Origin of the sequence: Albibacillus kandeliae, assembly GCF_003116585.1 — a bacterium.
Taxonomy (GTDB): Bacteria; Pseudomonadota; Alphaproteobacteria; order Rhodobacterales; family Rhodobacteraceae; genus Albibacillus; species Albibacillus kandeliae.
Window position 1 is genome coordinate 350,923 of sequence record NZ_QEHM01000001.1, and the last position, 23,374, is coordinate 374,296.

Consider the following 23,374-nt stretch of genomic DNA (forward strand, 5'->3'; position numbering starts at 1 on the left):
CCGCTCTGCCGCACGCGTTAACGGGTTGTTTACCAACTTCGTTGCGAATCAGTGGGTTAGGCGGCGCGTTTCCGCAAATTTCCTTGACTTTGCGCGCGCTGGGGCGTATGGGTCTAGGCACACTGGAACAAGTGAATGACGGTCGTCGGGATACCCCCGGCGACCGTTTTGCTTTTCCCCCTGCGGCGGGCGTGGCCCACGCGAGAGGACCCCATCGTCATGACCCGAAGATCCGACGAAGACCGGCTGGCTGACAAGACCGAGCTGCTGGAGTCGCTCCACGGCTCGGTGCGCCGTGTGCGGCAGCAGGCGGAAACCCTCTTTCGTGACCTCGCGGCCGGGGAGGACGGCGACATCGCGCAGGTGGGTCGCGAGATCGCGGCGGCCGAGGGGCTGATCCGGACCTGTCAGAAAGTGGAGGCGAGCCTTGTCGAGCAACTCGAAAAGACCGAAGGGGTCGCCGGAAGTGCAGGGGCTCTCGATCTGGACTGGGCCCGGTCAGAGGTCCGCAGCCGGCTGGATCGCCTCCGGACCTCGGCACAGGCAGACCCTCTTCCTGAATGAGCTGAGCGACGGCGAGATGCGGGCGCTGCCCTTTCTCTTCGAGTTCTGGGCCATGTCCCATCAGTTGCCCCCGCCCGGCGACTGGCGCAGCTGGGTGGTGATCGGCGGGCGCGGTGCGGGCAAGACCCGCGCCGGGGCAGAATGGGTCCGCCATCAGGTCGAAGGGGCGCGACCGGGCGATCCGGGCCGCGCCATGCGCGTCGCGCTGGTCGGCGAGACCTACGATCAGGTGCGCGATGTCATGGTGCGCGGAGACAGCGGGATCCTGCATTGCTCGCCCCCCGACCGGCGCCCGCAGTGGCGGGCCAGCGAACGGCGCCTCGTCTGGCCGAACGGGGCCGAGGCGCAGGCGTTTTCCGCCAGCGATCCGGACGGTCTGCGCGGGCCGCAGTTCGACGCCGCCTGGGTCGACGAGCTCGGATGTCCCGCAGTCGACAAGGGCACCAACCAGCCCAACAAGTTCGTGGACCCCAAGTCCTCGGAATCCTCGCTGCCACGCTTCTCCAACGGCCAGCGCGACGACCTGATCCAGGGGCAGTATCTGCGGGCCCAGCTGGGTCACTGGGAGGTGCCGCAGAACAACCCGCTCTCCGAGGTCTACGGCGGCCCGATGATCGACCTCGCCAACGCCTATGCCTGGGCATGGGACACGCGGCCGTTTCCCGCCTTTCCCGGTACGCCCGAGCTCTGGGCCGACGGCGAGAACTACAGGCGCGGCCACTGGCTGAATGGACGCGTCGGCGCACGCACCCTGCGCTCGGTGGTCGAGGAAATCTGCGCGCGCGCCGGTCTGACTGCGGTGGACGCCAGTGAGTTACACGGCACGGTGCGCGGCTATCTCGTCGAGGACGTCGCCGATGCCCGCGCGGCGCTGCAACCCCTGATGCTGCGCTATGGCTTCGACGCCATCGAACGCGACGGCATCCTGCTCTTCCGGCTGCGCGACGGGCGCGGCGCGGTGTCCCTCGACCGCGATCTGCTGGCCCGCGCCGACGAACTGGAGGGCGATGTCGAGCGGCAACGCGCGGCCGAGGCCGAGATCACCGGGCGCATCCGCCTGCGCTTTGTCGAATCCGGGGCCGACTACCGCATCCTCGCCGAAGAAGCGGTGCTGCCGGACGAGAGCACCCATGCCGTCTCGTCCAGCGAGATCCCCCTCGCCATGACACGGGCCGAGGGGCGGCAGGTGGTCGAACGCTGGCTGGCCGAGTCGCGGCTGGCGCGGGATACCGCACGATTTGCCCTGCCGCCCTCGCAGATGGCGCTGGGCGCGGGCGATATCGTCGCGCTGCCCGATGACCGGGGCGCGGGCAGGGCCCTCTACCGCATCGACCGCGTAGAGCAGACCGAGTCCCGGCTGGTCGAAGCCGTCCGCATCGACCCGGCGCTCTACACGCCCGCCGAGATGCAGGAGGATGCGGTCACGCTCAGCGCCTTTGCCGCGCCGGTGCCGGTCCTGCCGCTGTTCCTCGACCTGCCGCTGATGACCGGCGACGAGGTGCCCCATGCGCCGCACCTCGCGGTCAGTGCGCAGCCCTGGCCGGGCACAGTGGCGCTCTATGCCTCGGCCAGCGACGACAGCTACGCCCTGTCGTCGATCATCGCCGCCCGCGCGACCGTGGGGGTGACCGAAACCGCCCTGCCTGCCGCGCCGCCCGGTCTCTGGGACGAGGGCGAGGCGCTGCAGGTCCGGCTGATCTCCGGCAGCCTCGAAAGCCGCGAGGCCGAGGCGGTGCTGAACGGCGCCAATGTCATGGCCATCGGCGACGGATCACCGGGGGGCTGGGAACTGATCCAGTTCCGCGAGGCCGAGCTGATCGCGCCCGACACCTACTGGTTGCGCGGCCGCCTACGGGGGCAGGCGGGCAGCGACGGGGTGATGCCCGGCGCATGGCCCGCCGGGTCGTGGGTGGTGCTGATGGACGGCGTACCGGCCCAGATCGAGCTGACCAGCGCACAGCGCCGCATCGCCCGGCACTATCGCATCGGCCCGGCCCGGCGGGGCGTCGACGATCCCTCCTACGAACACATCGTCGCGGCCTTCGACGGCAACGGCCTGCGCCCCTACGCGCCCGGGCATCTCGTGCTGACCCGGACCTCGGGCGGTGCCATCGCGGCCAGCTGGATCCGGCGCACCCGCATCGACGGCGACAGCTGGGACCTGTCCGAGGTGCCGCTTGGGGAAGAGAGCGAGCTCTACCTGGTCCGGGTGCGCGAGGGAGGAACGATCCTGCGCCAAGAGAGCGTGACCGCACCGGGCTGGAGCTACCCGGTCGCCGACCAGACCGCCGACGGTCTCGGCCCGGAAGCAATCATCGAGGTTGCCCAGATCTCGGCCCGTTTCGGTCCCGGTCCCTTCACCTCGGCCGAGGTCCCCGCGTGATGCGGCCGCTCTACCACGGCGACATTGCCTCGGCCGCCCGCGCGCTGCTGGCCGTCCCGGCGGGCGAGCGCACTGATCTGGCAGAGCGGCTGGTCACCGAAGCGCGGCTCGCCGACCGTCACGTGCGCCGCACCGGCAGGCTGCACCCGGACTGGGGCAACGGTTCGCTGATGGGGGCCGCGCACAAGCAGCCGATGGCGCCGGAGCCCGGCTTTGACTGCGCCGACTACGTAGCCTGCTGGGTCGAGGTGCTGACTTGCCTCGGGCGGCTCGGCGTCACCCGCTGAGCCGGAAAGCGACGCGATCACCCATTACGATCCCGAATGTGGCACATCACGCCTTTGCGTTTGGGGTTCGGTCTCCTAAATGCCTATGCTAAGCTCCAGGCAGCAAAGGACGGAGACACATGCCAACGCCCCGCACCAAACTTGCCGCGGTCGATCCGGTCTGGGACCGCATCACCGCCGAAGCCGAACAGGCCGTCCGCGACGAGCCGCTGATGGGCGGGCTGATCCACGCCTGTATCCTCCATCACAAGTCGCTGGAGCGCGCGATTTCCTACCGGATTTCGGCCAAGCTCTCGTCGAACGAGATGTCGATGACCATCCTGCGCGAGATCGCGGACCAGGCCTTTGCCGATGATCCCGGTATTCTCGAGGCGGCCCGCACCGACCTCGTCGCGATCTACGACCGCGACCCGGCCTGCCATCGCCTGCTTCAGCCGATCCTCTACTTCAAGGGCTATCAGGCCACGCAGGGCTACCGCGTCGCGCACTGGCTCTGGAAGAACGGCCAGCATGACCTCGCCTATTTCTTCCAGATGCGGATCTCCGAGATCTTCGGCGTCGACATCCACCCCAACGCCCGTATCGGCAAGGGCCTGATGATCGACCACGCCCATTCCATCGTCATCGGCGAAACCGCCGTGGTGGGCGACAACGTCTCGATGCTCCACTCGGTTACCCTCGGCGGGACCGGCAAGGAAGACCAGGACCGTCACCCCAAGATCGGCGATGGCGTCCTCATCGGCGCCGGGGCCAAGGTGCTCGGCAACATCCGTGTGGGCGACCGCTCGCGCATCGCCGCCGGTTCGGTGGTGCTGAACGAGGTGCCGCCCTGCAAGACCGTGGCGGGCGTCCCGGCCAAGATCGTGGGCGATGCAGGCTGCGACCAGCCGTCGATCAACATGGATCAGAAGCTGACCGGCTGTAACTGCTCGGACTGAGGCTGACGCCTCATCCCATTTCGAACGGGCGGCCCACTCGGCCGCCCGTTTCATGTTGCACCCCTGTATCGCTTTTGCCCGCTCTTGGCCGGGGCGGGCAGGGCGGCCTTGACCGGGTTGCCCTCCGGTCCTATCCGGGCCGCATTCCAAGGATTACTTGCCGGAATTGTTGATGTTGGAGCTTGTCGCAAGACACTGATCGCCGCCGGAGCACCGGGGCGATCACGACCGGGCGGGGCGTTTGATCGCCTGTCGCCTGACGACGTGTGTTCTACGGACAGGCAACATCATGAATATCTCGAAGACCGAACAGCGCGTGCTGCACGTGCTGGCGCAGGGTGGGCTCATACGCTTCACCCGTGGGTCCAATGGCAAACTGCTCGAAACGGCCTGCTTTACCCATGACGGGGCAATCCTCGACGGCTGCACGCCGGACCTCGTTTCACGATTGCGGCGCAAGCGCCTGATCGAATCCCGCAACTCGAGCCCCTACCGCATTTCCGCGATCGGGCGCCGGGCTGTCAGGGCACAGCCGGACAACCGCACCTCCTAGGCGCAGGACCGGACAACGCAACGAAAAGGGGCCGCAACACTGCGGCCCCTGATCAGCATCCAGAAGGGTTTCGGCGGTCTCAGGCGCTCGCGCCAAGGGCACCGCGCCCGCGCTGGGCGTCGAGCCATGCGATGGCCAGCACGGCAATCCCCCCCGCCGCCAGCGTCGCGCCGACGATCCCGGTCGAGGCCCAGCCATAGCCCGCCGACAGTGCCAGCCCGGCAAGGAAGGGCCCGAGGGCGTTGGCCGCGTTAAAGGCGGCATGGTTCATCGCGGCGGCCATGGTCTGGGCATTGCCCGCCACATCCATCAGCCGCATCTGCAGCGGGATCACCAGTCCGGCGGTCAGGCCGAGGGCAAAGATCGCGAGGGTCATCAGCACCCAGTCCCCGATCACGGCCGAGTAGAACAGGGCCGACACGCCCATGCCCGCCAGCAGAACCAGCGTGGCGCCGAAATGCGACCACGTGGCCAGCCGCCCGGCAAGGAAGTTCCCGATGGTCGCCCCCACGCCAAAGGCCGACAGCGCCAGCGGAATGCTCCAGACGGGGCCCGCGGCAGAGTCGAGCATCGCGGCGGAGAGATAGGCGTAGACGGCAAAGACCGCACCGAAGCCGACCGCGCTGACGGCAAGGGTCAGCAGTACGGCCCGGTTGGCCAGCGCGCTGAGTTCGCTCAGCGGGTTGATCGCCATGTTGCGCGGCACCGAGGGGGCAAAGCGCGAGATCATCGCGCCCGACAGGATGGTGACCACCGTCACGATGGCAAAGCCCCAGCGCCAGCCAAAGACCTGCCCGATGGCGCCCGCCGCCGGCACGCCGATCACGTTGGCGATGGTCAGGCCGGTCAGCACCTTGGCCACCGCCGTGGCGCTGCTCCGCCCGGGCGACAGCTCGGCGGCAAAGAGCATCGACACCCCGAGGAAGGCCCCGTGGGGCAGACCGGAGAGAAACCGTGCCGCGATCAGCATCTCGATGCTGCCCGCCAGCGCCGAGACAAGGTTCGCCACCCCGTAGAAGGCGACCAGCAGCACCAACAGCAGCTTGCGGTTCAGAAAGGCCCCGAGCACGGCAAGAACCGGCGCGCCGATAACCACGCCCACTGCATAGGCGCTCACCGCGTGCCCGGCAAAAGGCTCGCTGACGCCGAGATCGGCGGCGTAGTAGGGCAGCAATCCCATGGAGGCGAACTCGGAAACACCAATGGCGAACGCGCCAATTGCAAGCGACAGGATCGTCAGGCGCGCCTGGCGGTCGTTAAAGGTCATGGATCTGCTCCAGCATGTCGGGGGCCGCACGAGGGGGAGGGATTCCGCAGTGCAGCATCGCCAGCTTTACCTAATGTGAGCGCAACCACAATGGGCCCGGGCACAAGGGCGGCATGACTTGGGCGCATAGATGTGCGGAACGGATTGACGGATCGCCGGGCCGCGCCCTAGCCTCGGCACATCCCGCCCTGCACATTTCTGCCGGGACGGGTCACCGCGAACGCGTGGCGCCCGGCACCCGGGGCCCGATCACCCTGCGGGAGGAGAGCCTGATGCTGCCGGACCACCTTCAGGACGACTGCGCCAGCTGCGCCGGGCTCTGCTGCATCGCGCTGGCCTTCGACCGTGGTCCCTCCTTTGCCGCCGACAAGGAAGCGGGCGAGCGCTGTCACCACCTGAACCGCGACGACCGCTGCGCCATCCACGCCTCGCGCGCGCGCCGGGGCTACCGGGGCTGCATCGGCTTCACCTGCTACGGCGCGGGCCAGCGGGTCTCGCAGGAGTGCCTGGGGGGCGACGGGCTGGCGGGCGAGGGCGCGGCCCTGCGCCTCGGCATCGAGGTCTTCCGCGACGCCAGAACCCTGCACGAATGGCTGGTCCTGCTGCACCAGGCAGCGGCGCTGCCCCTTTCCCCCCTCCAGCGCGGCGACAACGAGGCGCTGCTGGCGGCCCTGACCGCACCCGGACCGCTCGAGGCGGTCTGGCTGCGCGGCGTCGTGACCGCCGCCACCAGGGCCCGGATCACCGCCCACCTGCAGGGCCTGCGTGACCTGATCGCGTCCCGGATCACCCCGGCGGACCCCATCCCGGCGCAGCGCGCGGCCAGCGGACGCCTCTGACCGCGCCCCGCCCGATGGATCAGCTCAGCTGATCGTAGGCTTCCATCGCCTTGGCCCCGTACATCAGGGCCGGGCCGCCGCCCATCATCACCGCGACCGAGATCGTCTCGGCAATCTCTTCGCGCGTCGCGCCCGCACGCAACGCGGCCTTCATGTGGAATCCGATGCAGTCGATGCACTGCTTGGCGATGCCGATGGCCAGCGCGATCAGTTCCTTCTCCTTCACGCCAACCGCGCCGGGCGCCATCGCGGCGTCATGCAGGGCGGTGAACCCCGCGCCGGTGTCGGGCTGGCTCTGCCGGAAGGTCTTGATGTTGGCGCCGGAGGTCGAGAGTTCGTCTTTCCAGTTCATGGTGGCCTCTTACGGTTGTATTCCGCTATTGGAATGCGAAACGCCGGACAGATAGCCCGGCGTTTCCCCATGAACCTTGCGCCAGATCAAACCGGCGCGATGTGCCCTGACCTCAGGCCAGCATGACCATCGGGTTTTCGAGGTTCTCGACAATCGCCTGCAACAGCTGCGCGCCGAGCGCCCCGTCGATCACCCGGTGATCGACCGACAGCGTCACCGACATGACCGTGGCCACGGCAATCTCGCCATCCTTGCCGACGACCGGCTTCTTGACCCCGGCGCCCACGGCAAGGATCGCGCCGTGCGGCGGGTTGATCACCGCGTCGAAGTTGTCGATGCCGAACATCCCGAGGTTCGAGATCGCAAACGACCCGCCCTGGTACTCGTGCGGCGCAAGCTTGCGGTCACGGGCGCGGGTGGCGAGGTCTTTCATCTCGGCGGACAGCGCCGAGAGCGATTTCAGCTCGGCATCCTTCAGCACCGGCGTGAACAGCCCGCCCTCGATGGCGACGGCGACGGCCACGTCCGACGGCTTCAGCTTCAGCATCCGGTCACCGGCCCAGACCGCGTTGGCGTCCGGCACGGCCTGCAGCGCCAGCGCGCAGGCCTTGATGATGAAGTCGTTGACCGAGAGCTTCACGCCACGGCCTTCGAGCTGCTTGTTCAGGTCGGCCCGGAACTTCATCAGCGCATCGAGCTTGATGTCTCGGCGCAGGTAGAAGTGGGGGATCGACTGCTTGGCCTCGGTCAGACGCGCGGCGATGGTCTTGCGCATCCCGTCCAGCTTGACCTCTTCAAAGTCGCGGCCCTGGTACATCTTGATGACCGCGTCGGCAGAGGGGCCAGCGGCCAGCGGCGCAGCAGCCGGGGCCGAACCGGCGGTCGCAGGGGCTGCGGCGGCTGCCGGGGCAGGGGCCGCACCCGGCTTGGCGCTTTCCACGTCTGCCTTCACGATCCGCCCGCGCGGGCCGGAGCCCTTGACGGCGGCAAGGTCGATGCCCTTGTCGGCAGCAATCCGGCGTGCCAGTGGCGAGGCGAAGATGCGCTCGCCGTCCTTGCCCGGTGCCGGGGGAGCAGCCTTCGTCCCGGCCGAAGCGCCGGGACCTCCCGAAGCGCTTGCGGACTCCGGCGCTGGCTCTGGGGCCGGGGCGGAGGCAGCCATGGGTGCCGGGGTAGACCCGATATCATCCGCACTCTCGCCATCGGCCAGCAGCACGGCGATGGGGGTGTTCACCTTCACGCCCTCGGTGCCCTCGGCCACGAGGATCTTGCCGACGACGCCCTCGTCGACCGCTTCGAACTCCATCGTCGCCTTGTCGGTCTCGATCTCGGCCAGCAGGTCGCCGGAGGAGACGGTGTCGCCCTCCTTGACCAGCCACTTGGCCAGCGTGCCTTCCTCCATGGTCGGAGACAGGGCCGGCATCAGGATTTCTGTTGGCATCTCGCTCCCTCCTTACCGATAGGTCACTTGCTTGACCGCCTCGATCACCTCTGCGGTGGTCACCAGCGCCAGCTTTTCGAGGTTCGCCGCGTAGGGCATCGGAACGTCCTTGCCCGTGCAGTTGATCACCGGCGCGTCGAGATAGTCGAACGCCTGTTGCATGATCACCGAGGAAATGTAGCTGCCGACAGACCCCTGCGGCCAGCCTTCCTCGACGGTGACGCAGCGGTTGGTCTTCATCACCGATTGAAGGATGGTGTCGGTGTCCATCGGGCGCAGGGTGCGCAGGTCGATCACCTCGGCGCTGATCCCGTCCTCGGCCAGCTTGTCGGCGGCTTCGAGCGCGTACTGCATCCCGATGCCGAAGCTGACGATGGTCACGTCGGTGCCCTCACGCCAGATGCGGGCCTTGCCGAAGGGAACGGTGTAATCGTCCATGGCAGGCACCTCGAAGGCGCGGCCATAAAGGATCTCGTTCTCGAGGAAGATCACCGGGTTCGGATCGCGGATCGCCGATTTCAGCAGGCCCTTGGCGTCCGATGCGCTGTAGGGCATCGCCACCTTCAGGCCGGGGATCTGCATGTACCACGCCGCGTAGTCCTGGCTGTGCTGCGCCCCCACGCGGGCGGCCGCACCGTTCGGGCCACGGAACACCATCGGTGCGCCCATCTGGCCACCCGACATGTAAAGCGTCTTGGCTGCCGAGTTGATGATGTGGTCAATCGCCTGCATGGCGAAGTTGAAGGTCATGAACTCGACGATCGGCTTGAGCCCGCCAAAGGCCGCACCCACGGCAAGACCGGCAAAGCCGTGCTCGGTGATCGGCGTGTCGATCACGCGCTTGGACCCGAATTCGTCCAGCAGGCCCTGGCTGATCTTGTAGGCGCCCTGGTACTCGGCGACTTCCTCGCCCATCAGGTAGACGTCGCCGTCGCGGCGCATCTCTTCCGCCATCGCATCCCGCAGCGCCTCGCGCACGGTCTGCTCCTTCATCGGCGTGCCCTCGGGCCAGTCGGGTTCGAGCGCCTTCGCCGCAACCCGTCCCGGGCTCGCCCCGGGGCCTCCAGCCGGCTGGCTCGCACTAACTGCAACGCTGGGCTCCGGCTCGGCGGCCGGGGCTTCGGCCGGAGCGGTGGCGACGTCATCCGCGCTCTCGCCTTCCTCGACCAGCACGGCGATGGGCGTATTCACCTTCACGCCCTCGGTGCCCTCGGCGATGAGGATCTTGCCGACGATACCCTCGTCGACCGCTTCAAATTCCATCGTCGCCTTGTCGGTTTCGATCTCGGCCAGGATGTCACCGGACGAAACGGTGTCGCCTTCCTTCACCAGCCACTTGGCCAGCGTGCCTTCTTCCATCGTGGGCGAGAGGGCGGGCATCAGAATTTGGGTTGCCATCTCAGTTCACCTCCTGCGGGATCTCGGCGGCGTAAATGTCGGTCCACAGCTCGTCGAGCGCCGGTTCCGGGCTCTCCTTCGCGAAATCGGCAGAGGCGTTGACGATGGTCTTGATCTCCTTGTCGATCTCTTTCAGCTGATCCTCGGTGGCGTGATCGCCGGTCAGCAGCAGGCCGCGCACCTGTTCGATGGGATCGCGTTCCTCGCGCATCTTCTGCACCTCCTCGCGGGTCCGGTACTTGGCCGGGTCCGACATGGAGTGCCCGCGATAGCGATAGGTCATCACTTCGAGGATGTAGGGGCCCTTGCCCGCGCGGCAGTGCGCCACGGCCTTCTCGCCCGCTTCCTTGACCGCCAGCACGTCCATCCCGTCGACGGCCTCACCGGCAATGCCATAGGCTGCGCCGCGTTCCCAGAAGTCGGGGCTCTTGGTCGCGCGCTTGACGCTGGTGCCCATGGCGTACTGGTTGTTCTCGATCACGAACACGACCGGCAGATCCCAGAGCTGCGCCATGTTGTAGGTCTCGGCTACCTGGCCCTGGTTCGCCGCACCGTCGCCGAAATAGGTAAAGGTGACGTTGTCGTTGCCCTTGTACTTGTCCGAGAAGGCAAGGCCCGCGCCGATCGGCACCTGCGCACCGACGATCCCGTGGCCACCATAGAAATGCTTCTCTTTCGAGAACATGTGCATGGAGCCGCCCTTGCCCTTGGAGTAGCCGCCCTCGCGCCCGGTCAGTTCGGCCATCACGCCGTTGGGGTCCATCCCGCAGGCCAGCATGTGGCCGTGATCGCGGTAGGAGGTGACCCGCTTGTCGCCGTCCTTGGTCGCCGCTTCAAGCCCGACGACAACGGCTTCCTGGCCGATGTAGAGATGGCAGAACCCGCCGATCAGACCCATTCCGTAAAGCTGTCCGGCTTTCTCTTCGAATCGCCGTATCAGCAACATGTCGCGGTAGTAGCTCAGCAGCTCTTCCGCGGAAACGTTTGGTTTCTTTGTGGTTTTCCGGGTGGCCATGCGCGAGATCTCCCCCTTCTCCAAAGATAGTTTAGCGTTAAACTACCTTGTAAAGGATTATCGCGCGGCTGGCGAGAGCTTTCCGCGACGCACCCTCTGGGGGCTGTCTTCTGCCTAGTGGATGACGATTTCGTCCGAGCGCAACAGCCCGAGAACGTCGCGCGCCTGCTGGTCCAGAAGGTCGAGATCGAGGAAGTCGTCCGACAGGCGGTGGGTCAGGTTCTCCATCGTCGCGATCTGCTCTTCCAGCCCGTCGAGGTCATGGCTCAGCCGGTCCGCCTCGGCCGTGATCTCGACACGGCGGAACAGCCCGTAGTTGCCCTGCACGGCCGCGAAGGTGAAGTAGATGCTCAGCGCGAAGGCCAGCGCGAAAAAGAGAAGGCCACCGAAATTTGGCCGGGACGAACGGGTCAAAGCAACTGCCTCGCATGCGCACTCTGTGGACGCTTTCAGGCACTATGGCACAGGTGATTCGCCTTGTGAATCCCCGTTGTTTGTAAACAACGTGTTACAGGCTTGGATCGGGGCTTTTCCGCCGGGTCCGGGCGCGAAACGCGCGCCACGGACGGTGCGGGGCAGGGCGTCGGGAGACGCCGTGCCCCGGAGGTGTCCTCAGCCGGCGACCGAGGCGTCGTAGATGCTCTGGATGGTGGCGTCGATCACCTTGTTGAAGTCGTCGTCGTTCTGCCCGGCGGTCAGCCCTTCGGTCAGCGCGCGCGAGAAGGAGGCGATCATGCCCGCGTTCTGCGACAGGCGCTCGTTGGCCTCGTCGCGGCTGTAGCCGCCCGACAGCGCGACCACGCGCATCACGCGGTCATCGTCCACCAGCGGCTTGTAGTGGTTGGCGACCTCGGGAAGCGTCAGCTTGAGCATCACCTGCTTGCCTTCCGGCAGGGTGGCGAGGCGGCGGGTGATCTGCTCCAGCAGGATACCTTCGGCTTCCTTCTTGTCGCTGATGCTGATGGTCACCTCGGGTTCCACGATGGGCATCAGGTCGTGCGAGATCACCTGCTCGGCCAGGTCGAACTGCTGGTCGACGATGGCGCGGATGCCGCTCTCGTCGGCGGCATCGATCACCGAGCGCTCCTTGGTCCCGAAGATCCCGGCTGCGCGGGCACGGCTCAGCAGCGCGTCGAGCCCCGGGATCGGCTTCATCAGCTTCACGCCGTCGGCTTCATCGGCCAGGCCCTTGTCGATCTTCAGGAAGGGAACGACACCGCATTTCTCCCACAGGTAGGTCGCGGTCGGAATGCCGTCGATCGCGCGGTCCATGGTCTGTTCGAACAGGATCGCACCGACCACGCGGTCGCCGGTAAAGGCGGGCGAGGTGATGATCCGGCTGCGCATCGCGTGGATCAGATCGAACATCTCGTCTTCCGACCCATAGGCGCTTTCTTCGACGCCGTAGAGGCGCAGGGCCTTGGGCGTGGACCCGCCGCTCTGGTCCAGAGCGGCGATAAAGCCTTTGCCCGAGGTCATTTTTTCCGTCTGATCGGTATTCGCCATGATCTGTCAACTCGCTGATCTGAGCGGCGCGCACGGCCGCCGGACATTAAGGTTTACAGGGTCTTAGGCAAAGCCCGGTAACGTTTCAATGTTGATGGCGCTAACAAGCCTTACGCCGTTTCCAGAGCAGCGACGCCCGGCAGGATTTTGCCTTCCATCCACTCGAGGAACGCGCCACCGGCGGTGGAGATATAGGTGAAATCCTCCGCCGCGCCCGACTTGTTCAGCGCGGCAACGGTATCCCCGCCACCGGCCACGCTCACCAGCTTGCCCGCGCGGGTCAGCTCGGCAGCTGCCTTGGCGGCAGCATTGGTCGCCGCGTCGAAGGGGTCGATCTCGAAAGCGCCCAGCGGGCCATTCCAGATCAGCGTCTTGGCCTTGCCAAAGGCCTGCAGGATATGCGCGACCGATTCCGGCCCGGCGTCGAGGATCATCGCGTCGGCAGGCACGTTCTCCGCCACCACGACCTCGTTCTCCGCACCCGCCTTGAACTCGCGGGCCACCACGGCATCCATCGGCAGCAGCAGCTCGCACCCGGCCTCACCGGCCTTCTTGGCAATGGCACGCGCGGTCTCGGCCATCTCGTGCTCGCACAGCGACTTGCCCACGTCGATGCCCTCGGCCGCAAGGAAGGTGTTGGCCATGCCGCCACCGATCACCAGCATGTCGACCTTCTCGACGAGGTTGCCCAGCAGGTCCAGCTTGGTCGAGACCTTGGCGCCTCCGACCACCGCCACCACCGGACGCTCGGGCGCACCGAGCGCGGCCTCCAGCGCCTCCAGTTCGGCCTGCATCAGCCGTCCGGCACAGGAGGGCAGCAGCCGCGCCAGCGCCTCGGTCGAGGCATGGGCCCGGTGCGCGGCCGAGAAGGCGTCGTTGCAATAGACATCGCCGAGCGCGGCAAGACGCTTGGCAAACTCGGGGTCGTTCTTCTCCTCGCCGGGATGAAAGCGGATGTTCTCCAGCAGGATCACGTCGGCGGCGCGCTGTTCGTCGGTCTGGGACTCGGCCGCCTCCAGCGTTTCGTCAAAGGCCACCTTGCGCCCCAGCGCCGCTTCCAGCGCCTTGAGCGTCACGCGCAGCGAAAGGTCCAGCACCACCTTGCCCTTGGGCCGGCCAAAATGCGCGATCAGGATCGGCTTGCCGCCCTTGGCGAGGATATCCTCGATCGTCGGCACGATGCGCCGGATGCGGGTATCGTCGGTGACCTGCCCGTTCTCGACGGGCACGTTGATGTCCACGCGCACCAGAACGCGTTTTCCCGCGAGGTCCATGTCGTCCAGCGTATTCCAGCGCATCTTCATTCCCTTGTATCCGGCTTTCAGCGGGGTTTTTCCTGCATTTGCACCTTGGGTCAATGCCTCACTTGGCAATCGGCGGTGCGGGGCTTAGGTATCGGCGCAAACAAAACATGAGGAGTGCCCCCGATGGCCGAGATCAAAGACCCGGAAAACACCATCCTGATGGAGCTGAAAGACGGCACCGTCGTGATCGAGCTGCTGCCTGACGTGGCCCCGGCCCACACCGAGCGGATGAAGACGCTGGCCCGCGCAGGCGATTACGACAACGTCTGCTTCCACCGCGTGATCGAAGGCTTCATGGCCCAGACCGGCGACGTCCAGCACGGCGACATGGAAGATGGGTTCAACCTGCGCATGGCAGGCACCGGCGGCTCCGACCACCCGGACCTCCCGGCGGAATTCTCGCGCCTGCCGCACGACCGCGGCACCCTCGGCGCCGCGCGCTCGGCCAACCCGAACTCGGCCAACTCGCAGTTCTTCATCAACTTCAAGGACAACCACTTCCTGAACGGCCAGTACACGGTCTATGGCCGCGTGATCTCGGGCATGGAACATGTCGATGCGATCACCCGCGGCGAGCCGCCTGCGAGCCCCGACCGCATGATCAGCGTGAAAGTGGCCGCCGATGCGTAAGCTGACGCTCGCCGCCGCGCTCACGCTGCTGGCGTCGCCCGTGCTGGCCACCGGCCTCGACATCCAGGTCGGGGGCGAGGCCAACGGCACGATCCACATCGACCTGCTGGAAGATGTCGCGCCCAAGCACGTGGAACAGATCACCGCGTTGGCCAAGGAAGGCAAGTACGATGGCGTGGTGTTTCACCGCGTGATCGAAGGCTTCATGGCCCAGACCGGCGACGTGGAATTCGGCCGCAAGGGCGGTGACATGCGCCGCGCGGGCATGGGCGGTTCCGACCGTCCGGACCTGCCCGCCGAGTTCTCCGACGTGCCCTTCGACCGTGGCGTCGTGGGCATGGCCCGCGCGCAGGACCCGAACAGCGCGAACTCGCAGTTCTTCATCATGTTCGACGAGGGTCACTTCCTGAACGGCCAGTACACGGTTGTTGGCAAGGTCACCTCGGGCATGGACATCGTGGACAAGATCAAGCTTGGCACCGGCCCGAACGGCGCCGTCGTCGGCGAGCCCGACATGATGGTCAAGGTCACCGTCACCGAGTGACGGGCGCTGCCCCGGTTCGGCGCCGGGGCGAACGCCGCCAAACCTACGCTCCGGCCTCCGGGCCGGGGCGTGCACTCCCGACACCGCGCAGCGCCATCCACGCGATTGCCGCGCTGATCAGGGACAGGGCCGCTGCCAGATGGCAGATCGCGGCCAGCCCCGCCGACATGGCAAGGGCATGACCCGCCGTCGTCGAACTCTCTCCGAAACTCGCAACTCCCCCGGCCCGGGCATAGGCGCCCGCCGCCAATCCCCCTGTCGCCGCGACCGCGATCAGACCCGCCAGTCGCGTCGCCGCGTTGTTGATCCCCGAGGCGAGGCCGGATTCCTCTTCCTCGACCGCTCCCATGACCGCCGTCGACAGCGGCGCCACCACCAGCGACATGCCCAGCCCTACAAGGCACATGGCGGGCATCACGCCCCACCAGAACAGTTCCGCGGGCGCAGTAAAGGCCATCACCTCGTATCCCGCCGCCACGATCACTGCGCCTCCGGCCAGCAGCGGGGCAGGTCCCGTGCTCTCGGCCAGACGGCCCATGCGCGGGGACAGCAACGCGATGAAGACCGTCATCGGCGCAAAGGCGATGCTGGTTACGATCTCGCTCTCGCCCCAGCCCGCGACCAGCGTCATCGGCAGGTAGAAGAACACCATGCTCAGCGCCGAGTAGAGGGTGAAGGTGACAAGGTTCGCCGCCGAGAAATCCCGGTTCCTGAACATCCCCAGGGGCATCATCGGATGACGTCCGCGCGCCTGCGACAGCAGGAACAGGCCAAGCACGACCACCCCGGCCACAAGCCAGAGCGCACCCGCGCGCGGGTGTGCCTCGGTCTGTGTCAGGCCCCAGGCGATGCCGAGAAAGGCCAGCGTCGCCAGCAATGCGCCCAGCCAGTCGACCGGCGTGCCCGCGCGGGCCGGGTCGCGCTTGACCGCGCGCGCCAGCAGGGCGACCGAGATGATCCCCATCGGCAGGTTCACCGCGAAGATCCAGCGCCACATGCTCTCCCCGCCAAAGGTCAGCACCATGCCGCCCACGACCGGCCCCAGCGCGGTGGTCAGCGCCGAGGCTGCGGCCCAGATGCCGATGGCGCGGCCCCGCTCGCCGCGCGGATAGGCGCGCGCGATCACCGCGAGCGAGCCGGGTACCATGATCGCCGCGCCAATGCCCTGCAGGGCGCGCGCCGCGATCAGAAAGGCAGGGCCGGTCGCCATCGCGCATAGCAGCGAGGCCGCCACAAACAGCACGATCCCCGTGCCGAAGACCCGCGCCAGACCGAACCGGTCGCCAAAGGCGCCGCCCACGAGGATCAGCGCCGAGAGCGTCAGCATGTAGGCGTTGTGGACCCATTGCGCCTCGGCCAGCGTGGCGAGGAGGGAGTCCCGGATGGCGGGGATCGCGATGGCCACCACCGTCCCGTCGATGAACCCCATCGCCGAGGCGAGGATGGCGGCGGTCAGCAGCAGGGGGCGCCGGTCGGCCGCGCAGAAGTCGGAAACGAAAACAGGTGCCGCGGGCTCTGCCGCCGGCACCTGTCCGGGTCTGTCAGACATGGTGTCGTCTATCAGGAGGCGTCGGCCTTGGCTGCGGGCTGTGCCGATGCGGGGTTCCCGGTCTTGGCGGGCTGACGCGACGGGTTCAGCGGATCGTCCTGACGCTGGACCGAGCCCTCGAAATGCGCACCGCTCTCGATGGCGATGGTCTTGTGGATGATGTCGCCTTCGACGCGGGCGGTCGAGGTCAGGCGAACCTTGAGGCCACGGACGCGACCGATGATGCGGCCGTTGATCACCACATCGTCTGCGGTCACTTCACCCTTGACGGTGGCGGTCTCGCCAATGGTCAGCAGGTGGGCGCGAATGTCGCCGTCAACGCTGCCTTCCACCTGGATGTCGCCGGTGGTCTTGATGTTGCCGGTGATGTGCAGGTCCGACGACAGGGTCGACGCCGGCGGTTTCGGCTTCGGAGCGCTGGCCTTGAACTCGTTCTGAGAGGGCGAGCTCATTGCGGGAGTGGGAGCGGACGACACCGAGTCCTCATTCGCTTTTGAGCCGGGCTCGTTGATTTTGCTCTTTGAAAACATTGTTCGCAGCCTTGATGTAGGTCATGGGGTTTACGGGTTTACCGGCAACGCGCACCTCATAGTGCAGATGGGTGCCGGTAACTCGACCGGTGTTACCCATATCAGCTATGTGGTCCCCGCGCGAGACCCTTTGGCCCTCCTTCACAAGAATGCGCGAGGTATGGGCGTAATAGGTCTGAATGCCGAAAGCGTGCTTGATTTTCACCAGCTTGCCAAAGCCCGACATCCATCCGGCATGGACCACGACGCCGTCGGCGGTGGCATAGAGCGGGGTGCCGTAGGCGCCCGCGAAATCGACGCCGTTGTGCATCCGGCGGCTGCCATTCTTGGGGTCGTGGCGATAGCCGAAACCGCTGGTGTAGCGAAAGGCGCTGTGCACCGGCAGGGCAAAGGGTGCCTTCTCGGCGGCGATGCGGTACATGTTCAGCTGGTCCAGCTGGCTCAGCACGGCGTCGGCGCGCAGATCGTCGGCGGTCGGCTCCTCGCCGCGGGTGGAATAGCTGATCTGGGTCAGCGGGCCGCCCTGGCCGCCATAGCCGCGCCGGATCTGGCTCAGCAGGCTCTCGCTGTTCAGACCAGCGCTCTGGAACATGTCGTCCAGCGGCGCGATCGACAGCGCCACCGCATCCTCGATGCGGCGGAAGATGTCCTCGTTCTTCTCGTGCAGCAGCTTGAGTTCCAGCTCGGCCTCGTCGCGCTCATCCTTGGCGGCGCGGGCATCGGCCAGCATCTGGTCACGCTCGGCGGCGGTGCTCTCCAGCGCGTCGGACATGAAGTTCAGCGGCAACGGCGAGGCCTCGGCCAGCGCCACGTTGCTGTCCGCCGTCTCTTCCTTCAGCTTGGCAAGGTCGCTGCGCGCGGCTTCGCGGTCCTGCATGGTCTCGCGCAGGGTCTCCTGGATCACGTCGATCCCGGTGGAGAGCTCGTTGCGGCGCTGTTCGGAGGTCAGCAGCTCGGACTGCATCGCCGAGATGCGGCTCAGCGCGGCGTTGAACCGCTCCTGCGCGGCGCGGGCCTCGACGGCGCGGCGGTCACGCTCCTCGGCCATGGCGTTCAGCCGTTCCTGGAACTGCACCTGGTCGCGCCGGGCCTGGTCACGCAGGTTGCCCGAGCCGATGCTGTCCATCATCAGGATGGCCGTCGCGATGATGGCCCAGGAAACCGTCGCGCTGACACCTGCATAGATCAGCAGCTGTGTCGCAGGTTTGAGTCGGATGAAACGCGTGTCGGTCTCGGATTTCAGAAAAACGCGCCGCTCGGGAAAAAGCCTTTCCATGATGGCGTGTGTCTTAATTGCCAGCCGTGTTCGCACGCTGTGTTCCCTAGTTCCATCCCCATGCAGAATACCTGTCCCATTAACTCGGCATTCTGAGGCAAGTGCATAACTAGGGGATTAACATCGGGCAAGCTGCGAGGCGGCCGATGGGTGGAATCCGCCATTCGATTGAGCAGATCGGCGAAATTTCGCCGATCTGCAAGGGCTTGAGGATAGATTAAGTGTTAATCACTGTGGAAAACCCGGGGGTCTACCCGGCCAGTTGCTCGGAAAGTGGCCAGTAGAAGTCCGGGGGAATGCCCGCCTCGGCCCGTTTCTCCTCGTTGAACGGCGGCTTCAGCGCCCCGTGGAAATAGCGCCGCACCAGTTCGTGAAAGACCTCCTTCGGATCCCGGTCCTCACGCCCGCAGAGGAAGTGGAACCACTTCGACCCATAAGCCACGTGCGAGACCTCTTCCGCATAGATTGTCTCCAGCGCCGCCACCGCCTGCGCGACATCCGCCTTGCGGAAGATGTCGATCATGCCCGGCGTCACGTCCAGCCCGCGCGCCTCCAGCACCATCGGCACCACGGCAAGGCGGCCCATCAGGTCCTCCGCCGTATCCGACGCGGCGCGCCACATGCCGGCATGGGCGGGCAGGGCGCCGTAATGGCTGCCCAGGCTTTCGAGGCAGTCGCACATCAGGTTGAAGTGTCGGCTCTCATCGTCCGCCGCCCGGACCCAGTCGTCGTAGAACCCCATCGGCATCGGCACATGACCGAACCGCGCGAGGATGTCCCAGTGCAGGTCCACCGCGTTCAGCTCGATATGCGCCACCGCGTGCAGCAATGCGATGCGGCCCGCCTCGCTGCCGGTGCGGCGGCGGGGCACGTCACGGGGCGCCAGCAGTTCGGGCCGCTCCGGCCGGGCCGGATGGTCCGGCGGCGACCCGGTGCCCACCGGGATCGGCTCGGCGCCCGGCACGCGCGAGGCCAGCCATGCAGCCGCATGCTCGCGCGACACGCGGGTCTTCTCGCGCCCGTCCGCGGTGCTCAGGACCTCGACCGCGCGCTCGGCCAGCGAGAGCGTCACAGCGCGCGCACCGCGTCCAGCACCTCGGCCACGTGGCCATCGACCTTCACCTTGCGCCAGACCTTCGCGATCTTGCCATCTCCGCCGATCAGGAAGGTCGACCGCTCGATGCCCCAGAAGGTCTTGCCGTACATCGACTTCTCCTTCCAGACTCCATAGTCCTCGCAGACCGTGCTGTTCTCATCCGATAGCAGGGGCACGCTCAGCCCGTGCTTGGCGACGAAATTGTCGTGCTTCTTCACGCTGTCCTTCGAGATCCCGAAGACCTGCGCCCCGGCATCGGCGAAAGCCTGCGCATCGCCGGAGAAGGCGATCGCCTCCTTGGTACAGCCGGGCGTGTTGTCCTTGGGATAGAAATAAAGGACCACCGGCGTGCCCTTCAGCTCGGACAGCGTGACCTCGCCACCGCCGTCCCGAGGCAGAGTGAAATCCGGGGCGGCATCGTCGATATCTGGCATTGCGGGGCTCCGTGGTTTGCGACAAATGTGAGTTTCATAATAGTCCGTTATCGGCAACAATAAAGGCGGGCAGGCATTCATGAACGGTTCCGGCGATCTGTGACAGAAAGTGGCAAGACCCCCACCGCGAGGCCAAGGCGACAGCGGTCGCGGGCCCATAGGATCGGGCTCGCCACGCTGGCCGTTTTCGTGGCAATCGGCCTTGCTGCCGCCGGTGGCCTCTACCTCCTGATGGACCAGACCATCCGCGCGCCCGACTGGCTCCAGTCCCGCATCGAAGAGCGGATCGAACAGGGCACCAACGGGCTGCAGGTCACCTTTTCCGATGTCGAGTTCGTGCTGGGCGAGGGCTGGCGGCCCCGCCTGCGGTTGCGCAACTTCGCCCTTGTCCGCCCCGACGGGCAGCCGGTGGTCCAGCTTTCCAACGCCGAGGCCAGCCTTGCCATGCGCCCGCTGCTGCGCGGTCAGGTCCAGCCCAAGCGCATCTACCTGACCGGCGCCCTCGCCACCCTCCGCCGCAACGCCGACGGCCGGTTCGAGTTCCTCTTCGACGAGGCCGCGCCGCTGCACAGCGCGGCGTCGCTGCCCCTGCTGCTGGACCAGTGGGAACGGATGCTGGACCTGCCGCAGTTCTCCGCCCTCACCGTGGTCGAGCTGCAGTCGATCACGCTGCGCTACGACGACCTGTTCAACAAGCGCAGCTGGACGCTCGACGGGGGCAGGGTACGGCTCGACAGGGACGGGGCCAACGTCGCGGTCACCTCCAGCTTTGCCCTGCTCGGCGGTGGCGATGTCGCCAGCATCGTCGAGGCGGGCTATGCCAGCCGTGTCGGCTCCCCCGAACTGACCTTCGGCATCACGGTGCGCGACGTGCCCGCGCCCGACGTGGCGGTTCAGGCCCCGGCGCTGAACTGGCTGGGCGTGCTGCGTGCCCCGATCTCGGGCGCCCTCCGGGGCAGCGTGAACGACGACGGCAGCCTCGGCCCGCTCTCGGCGACGCTTCAGATCGGCGCGGGGGTGCTGCAACCCAACGACTCCGCCCGGCCGATCCCCTTCGACGGCGCGCACAGCTACTTTACCTATACCCCCGACCAGCAGATGCTGGAATTCAACGATCTCTCGATCTCCAGCGCCTGGGGGTCCGGCCAGGCCGAGGGGCGCGCCTACCTCGGCGATATCGCCTCGGGCAAGCTCGACGAGATGATCGGGCAGTTCACCTTCTCCAACCTCAGCCTCAGCCCGGGCCGGCTCTATCCCGAACCGCTCCAGATCGGGTCGGTCACCGCCGACCTGCGGCTCAAGCTCAATCCCTTCGAACTCGACTTCGGGCAAATCCAGCTCGACATCGGCGACAGCAAGATGCTGGCCAAGGGAGCCTTCGACGCGGGCCCCGGGGGCTGGTCGCTGTCGGTGGACGGCAACCTCGACCAGATGGCGCCGGAGCGGCTGGTGGAGCTCTGGCCCGAGGCCGCCGCACCCAAGCCGCGCGAATGGGTCGAGGAGAACATCTCGGACGGGCTGCTGCGCGACATTGCCGTCGCCCTGCGGATGAAGCCGGGCGAAAAGCCCGAGATCTTCGCCGACTTCCAGTTTCAGGACGCGCAGATCCAGTTCCTGCCCACCATGCCCCCGATCACCGGCGCCGCCGGGCAGGCCACGCTGGTCGGCAACCGCTTTGTCGTGACGGCGGGCGCCGGGCGGGTCGAGGGCGACGAGGGCGGCGCCATCGACGTCACCGGGACCTCCTTCATCATCCCCGATATCTCCATCCGCCAGGCCGCACCGGGGATCGTGCGCTTTGCGGGCGAGGGCTCGATCACCAGTATTCTCTCGCTCCTGAACCGGCCTCCGCTCTCCGTGCTCAAGGACACGCCGCTGCCGGTCGCGCTGGCCGACGGGCAGGTCCGTGCAACCGGCACCGTCTCGATGCCGCTGACCAAGGGCGTGCCGCTGGACGAGATCGAATTCCACTTCAACGGCGTCTCGGGCCCGGTGGTCAGCACCGAACTGGTGCCGGGCTACACTGTTACCTCCGACCGCCTGCGCATCGAGGGCGACCAGACCTACGTGCGAGTCTTCGGGCCGGGGCGGATCGGCGAGGTTCCGGCGGAGGTCTCGTGGCGGCAGGCCATCGGCAAGGGCGCCAGCAAGGACAGCCGCGTCGAGGGCACGGTGGAGCTGTCGCAGACCACCGTCGACACCTTCCACATCGGGCTCCCGGCCGGGACGGTCTCCGGCAGCGGCAAGGGACGCTTCACGCTCGATCTCAGGCCCGGCAAGCCGCCCGAACTCGCTCTCGAGTCCGAGCTTGAGGGCATCCGCCTGCGCGCGCCCGAGATCGGCTGGACCAAGCCTGCCGAAAGCAAGGGCCTGCTGCGCCTGACCGCCACGCTGACCGAACCCGCGCGCGTCGACTCGCTGGTGGTGCAGGGCGGCGGCCTCAAGTCCTCGGGGTCGGTCACCATCAAGCCCGACGGCGGCCTCGACCGCGCGCTGTTCGGGTCGGTCCAGATCGGCAACTGGTTCAACGGTCAGGTGGAACTGATCGGGCGCGGCGCGGCGGCGCCCGCCGTCCGGGTGCGCAGCGGTCGGCTCGACCTGCGCACCGCCGATTTCGGCAGCGGCAGTTCTGGCGGCTCCGGCTCGGGTTCCGGCCCCATCGACATCGCGCTCGACACCCTCCAGATCACCGACAGCATCTCGCTCGCAGGCTTCTCCGGCAGCTTCACCACCGCCCGGGGCCTGACCGGCGATTTCCGGGGCCGGGTCAATGGCCAGACCGGCGTCACCGGGCAGGTGGTGCCGCAGAACGGCGGCAGCGCCTTCCGGATCCGGTCGAACGACGCGGGCGGCGTGTTCCGCTCGGCCGGGCTGCTGCGGCAGGGCCGGGGCGGAGACTTCTCGCTCACCCTGCTGCCCGCCGATCAGGCCGGTCAGTTCGACGGCACCCTCCGGGTCACCGACACCCGGGTCAAGGACGCCCCCGCCATCGCCGCGCTGCTGAACTCGATCAGCGTGATCGGTCTCGTCGACGAGCTGACGGGGCAGGGCATCCAGTTCACCGAGGTCGATGCCAAGTTCCGCCTCGCCCCGTCCCGGCTGACCCTCTATTCCTCCAGCGCCGTTGGTCCCTCGATGGGTATCTCGATGGACGGGACCTACAACGTGCCCACCGGGCAGCTGGATATGCAGGGCGTGATCTCGCCGATCTACATGCTGAACGCCATCGGCTCGGTCCTCACCCGCAAGGGCGAGGGGCTGATCGGCTTCAACTACCGCCTGCGCGGCACGGCCTCCGACCCCTCGGTCAGCGTCAACCCGCTCTCCGCCCTTGCCCCGGGCATGTTCCGCGAGATCTTCCGGGCCCCTCCGCCGCAGGATCCGAACAAGCCGGCCCGCCCCCAGACCCCGCCCGCGAGCAGTGCCGCACCGCCCGACGCCGGGCGCTGAAATCACCTGTGGTCAATC

At 67.1% G+C, this 23,374-nt stretch carries 22 protein-coding genes; 9 read left to right on the top strand and 13 right to left on the bottom strand.

The window, feature by feature from the left end; all coding sequences use genetic code 11:
- Positions 1-219: 219 nt before the first annotated feature.
- The 5 genes from DDT93_RS01675 to DDT93_RS01695 all read left to right on the top strand — a co-directional run bounded on the left by DDT93_RS01675 (position 220) and on the right by DDT93_RS01695 (position 4,725).
- Entirely contained in the window at positions 220-564 is a 345-nt protein-coding gene (locus tag DDT93_RS01675; RefSeq protein ID WP_109464052.1) for a hypothetical protein, read from the top strand.
- 52 nt (positions 565-616) lie between these two features.
- A complete protein-coding gene (locus tag DDT93_RS01680) occupies positions 617-2,947 on the top strand; it encodes a baseplate multidomain protein megatron (protein WP_269800942.1) in 2,331 nt (776 codons plus the stop codon).
- Positions 2,947-3,234 carry a DUF7742 family protein gene (locus tag DDT93_RS01685; protein ID WP_232825347.1) on the top strand — a complete coding sequence of 96 codons (288 nt, stop codon included), beginning with the start codon at positions 2,947-2,949 and terminating at the stop codon, positions 3,232-3,234. Before DDT93_RS01680 ends, DDT93_RS01685 begins: the two co-directional genes overlap by 1 nt.
- Positions 3,235-3,353: 119 nt before the next feature.
- Entirely contained in the window at positions 3,354-4,172 is an 819-nt protein-coding gene (gene cysE, locus DDT93_RS01690; protein WP_109464055.1) for a serine O-acetyltransferase, read from the top strand.
- Between the two features lie 289 nt (positions 4,173-4,461).
- Positions 4,462-4,725, top strand: a complete 264-nt coding sequence (locus DDT93_RS01695; RefSeq protein ID WP_109464056.1) for a YjhX family toxin — start codon at positions 4,462-4,464, stop codon at positions 4,723-4,725.
- Between the two features lie 79 nt (positions 4,726-4,804).
- Here DDT93_RS01695 and DDT93_RS01700 read toward each other — a convergent pair whose 3' ends face one another.
- Entirely contained in the window at positions 4,805-5,992 is a 1,188-nt protein-coding gene (locus DDT93_RS01700; protein WP_109464057.1) for an MFS transporter, read from the bottom strand.
- 272 nt (positions 5,993-6,264) lie between these two features.
- Here DDT93_RS01700 and DDT93_RS01705 point away from each other — a divergent pair, with 272 nt between their 5' ends.
- Positions 6,265-6,831, top strand: coding sequence for a hypothetical protein (locus DDT93_RS01705; protein ID WP_109464058.1), 567 nt, complete (start codon positions 6,265-6,267; stop codon positions 6,829-6,831).
- A gap of 19 nt (positions 6,832-6,850) precedes the next feature.
- Here the strand turns inward: DDT93_RS01705 and DDT93_RS01710 are convergent, their stop codons facing one another.
- The 7 genes from DDT93_RS01710 to DDT93_RS01740 form a co-directional block, all read right to left on the bottom strand.
- Positions 6,851-7,183 (bottom strand): carboxymuconolactone decarboxylase family protein, encoded by a 333-nt coding sequence (locus DDT93_RS01710; RefSeq protein ID WP_109464059.1) that lies wholly within the window; start codon positions 7,181-7,183, stop codon positions 6,851-6,853.
- Between the two features lie 112 nt (positions 7,184-7,295).
- Complete coding sequence (locus tag DDT93_RS01715; RefSeq protein ID WP_109464060.1) at positions 7,296-8,624, bottom strand: pyruvate dehydrogenase complex dihydrolipoamide acetyltransferase; 1,329 nt, start codon at positions 8,622-8,624, stop codon at positions 7,296-7,298.
- 12 nt (positions 8,625-8,636) lie between these two features.
- Entirely contained in the window at positions 8,637-10,022 is a 1,386-nt protein-coding gene (locus DDT93_RS01720; protein WP_109464061.1) for a pyruvate dehydrogenase complex E1 component subunit beta, read from the bottom strand.
- 1 nt (position 10,023) lies between these two features.
- A complete protein-coding gene (gene pdhA / locus DDT93_RS01725) occupies positions 10,024-11,037 on the bottom strand; it encodes a pyruvate dehydrogenase (acetyl-transferring) E1 component subunit alpha (protein WP_109464733.1) in 1,014 nt (337 codons plus the stop codon).
- Positions 11,038-11,151: 114 nt separating this feature from the next.
- A complete protein-coding gene (locus DDT93_RS01730) occupies positions 11,152-11,451 on the bottom strand; it encodes an FtsB family cell division protein (protein WP_109464062.1) in 300 nt (99 codons plus the stop codon).
- A 198-nt stretch (positions 11,452-11,649) separates the two neighbouring features.
- Positions 11,650-12,543 (bottom strand): fructose bisphosphate aldolase, encoded by an 894-nt coding sequence (locus tag DDT93_RS01735; protein WP_109464063.1) that lies wholly within the window; start codon positions 12,541-12,543, stop codon positions 11,650-11,652.
- Between the two features lie 110 nt (positions 12,544-12,653).
- On the bottom strand, positions 12,654-13,841 hold the full coding sequence (locus DDT93_RS01740; protein WP_109464734.1) for a phosphoglycerate kinase: 1,188 nt from the start codon (positions 13,839-13,841) through the stop codon (positions 12,654-12,656).
- Positions 13,842-13,970: 129 nt separating this feature from the next.
- Between DDT93_RS01740 and DDT93_RS01745 the strand changes: the two genes are divergently transcribed.
- Together DDT93_RS01745 and DDT93_RS01750 are read left to right on the top strand one after the other, a co-directional pair.
- Entirely contained in the window at positions 13,971-14,477 is a 507-nt protein-coding gene (locus tag DDT93_RS01745; protein WP_109464064.1) for a peptidylprolyl isomerase, read from the top strand.
- Entirely contained in the window at positions 14,470-15,021 is a 552-nt protein-coding gene (locus DDT93_RS01750; RefSeq protein ID WP_109464065.1) for a peptidylprolyl isomerase, read from the top strand. The genes DDT93_RS01745 and DDT93_RS01750 overlap by 8 nt, the downstream gene beginning before the upstream one ends.
- A 43-nt stretch (positions 15,022-15,064) precedes the next feature.
- Here the strand turns inward: DDT93_RS01750 and DDT93_RS01755 are convergent, their stop codons facing one another.
- The 5 genes from DDT93_RS01755 to bcp form a co-directional block, all read right to left on the bottom strand.
- Entirely contained in the window at positions 15,065-16,570 is a 1,506-nt protein-coding gene (locus DDT93_RS01755) for an MFS transporter (RefSeq protein ID WP_109464066.1), read from the bottom strand.
- Between the two features lie 11 nt (positions 16,571-16,581).
- Positions 16,582-17,100, bottom strand: a complete 519-nt coding sequence (locus tag DDT93_RS01760) for a bactofilin family protein (protein WP_109464067.1) — start codon at positions 17,098-17,100, stop codon at positions 16,582-16,584.
- Complete coding sequence (locus DDT93_RS01765; RefSeq protein ID WP_109464068.1) at positions 17,054-18,412, bottom strand: M23 family metallopeptidase; 1,359 nt, start codon at positions 18,410-18,412, stop codon at positions 17,054-17,056. The genes DDT93_RS01760 and DDT93_RS01765 overlap by 47 nt, the downstream gene beginning before the upstream one ends.
- 214 nt (positions 18,413-18,626) lie before the next feature.
- Positions 18,627-19,448, bottom strand: a complete 822-nt coding sequence (locus DDT93_RS01770) for a ferritin-like domain-containing protein (RefSeq protein WP_109464069.1) — start codon at positions 19,446-19,448, stop codon at positions 18,627-18,629.
- Positions 19,445-19,906 carry a thioredoxin-dependent thiol peroxidase gene (gene bcp / locus DDT93_RS01775; protein WP_109464070.1) on the bottom strand — a complete coding sequence of 154 codons (462 nt, stop codon included), beginning with the start codon at positions 19,904-19,906 and terminating at the stop codon, positions 19,445-19,447. The genes DDT93_RS01770 and bcp overlap by 4 nt, the downstream gene beginning before the upstream one ends.
- A 189-nt stretch (positions 19,907-20,095) precedes the next feature.
- Here bcp and DDT93_RS01780 point away from each other — a divergent pair, with 189 nt between their 5' ends.
- The gene (locus DDT93_RS01780) at positions 20,096-23,356 is read left to right on the top strand and encodes a YhdP family protein (protein WP_109464071.1); all 3,261 of its coding nucleotides are present in this window, start codon (positions 20,096-20,098) and stop codon (positions 23,354-23,356) included.
- Positions 23,357-23,374: the final 18 nt, after the last annotated feature.

Coding starts and splice junctions, on each gene's coding strand:
- DDT93_RS01675 (WP_109464052.1), top strand. CDS start 220: ATGACCCGAAGATCCGACGAAGACCGGCTGGCTGACAAGACCGAGCTG.
- DDT93_RS01680 (WP_269800942.1), top strand. CDS start 617: ATGTCCCATCAGTTGCCCCCGCCCGGCGACTGGCGCAGCTGGGTGGTG.
- DDT93_RS01685 (WP_232825347.1), top strand. CDS start 2,947: ATGCGGCCGCTCTACCACGGCGACATTGCCTCGGCCGCCCGCGCGCTG.
- cysE (WP_109464055.1), top strand. CDS start 3,354: ATGCCAACGCCCCGCACCAAACTTGCCGCGGTCGATCCGGTCTGGGAC.
- DDT93_RS01695 (WP_109464056.1), top strand. CDS start 4,462: ATGAATATCTCGAAGACCGAACAGCGCGTGCTGCACGTGCTGGCGCAG.
- DDT93_RS01700 (WP_109464057.1), bottom strand. CDS start 5,992: ATGACCTTTAACGACCGCCAGGCGCGCCTGACGATCCTGTCGCTTGCA.
- DDT93_RS01705 (WP_109464058.1), top strand. CDS start 6,265: ATGCTGCCGGACCACCTTCAGGACGACTGCGCCAGCTGCGCCGGGCTC.
- DDT93_RS01710 (WP_109464059.1), bottom strand. CDS start 7,183: ATGAACTGGAAAGACGAACTCTCGACCTCCGGCGCCAACATCAAGACC.
- DDT93_RS01715 (WP_109464060.1), bottom strand. CDS start 8,624: ATGCCAACAGAAATCCTGATGCCGGCCCTGTCTCCGACCATGGAGGAA.
- DDT93_RS01720 (WP_109464061.1), bottom strand. CDS start 10,022: ATGGCAACCCAAATTCTGATGCCCGCCCTCTCGCCCACGATGGAAGAA.
- pdhA (WP_109464733.1), bottom strand. CDS start 11,037: ATGGCCACCCGGAAAACCACAAAGAAACCAAACGTTTCCGCGGAAGAG.
- DDT93_RS01735 (WP_109464063.1), bottom strand. CDS start 12,543: ATGGCGAATACCGATCAGACGGAAAAAATGACCTCGGGCAAAGGCTTT.
- DDT93_RS01740 (WP_109464734.1), bottom strand. CDS start 13,841: ATGCGCTGGAATACGCTGGACGACATGGACCTCGCGGGAAAACGCGTT.
- DDT93_RS01745 (WP_109464064.1), top strand. CDS start 13,971: ATGGCCGAGATCAAAGACCCGGAAAACACCATCCTGATGGAGCTGAAA.
- DDT93_RS01750 (WP_109464065.1), top strand. CDS start 14,470: ATGCGTAAGCTGACGCTCGCCGCCGCGCTCACGCTGCTGGCGTCGCCC.
- DDT93_RS01755 (WP_109464066.1), bottom strand. CDS start 16,570: ATGTCTGACAGACCCGGACAGGTGCCGGCGGCAGAGCCCGCGGCACCT.
- DDT93_RS01760 (WP_109464067.1), bottom strand. CDS start 17,100: ATGTTTTCAAAGAGCAAAATCAACGAGCCCGGCTCAAAAGCGAATGAG.
- bcp (WP_109464070.1), bottom strand. CDS start 19,906: ATGCCAGATATCGACGATGCCGCCCCGGATTTCACTCTGCCTCGGGAC.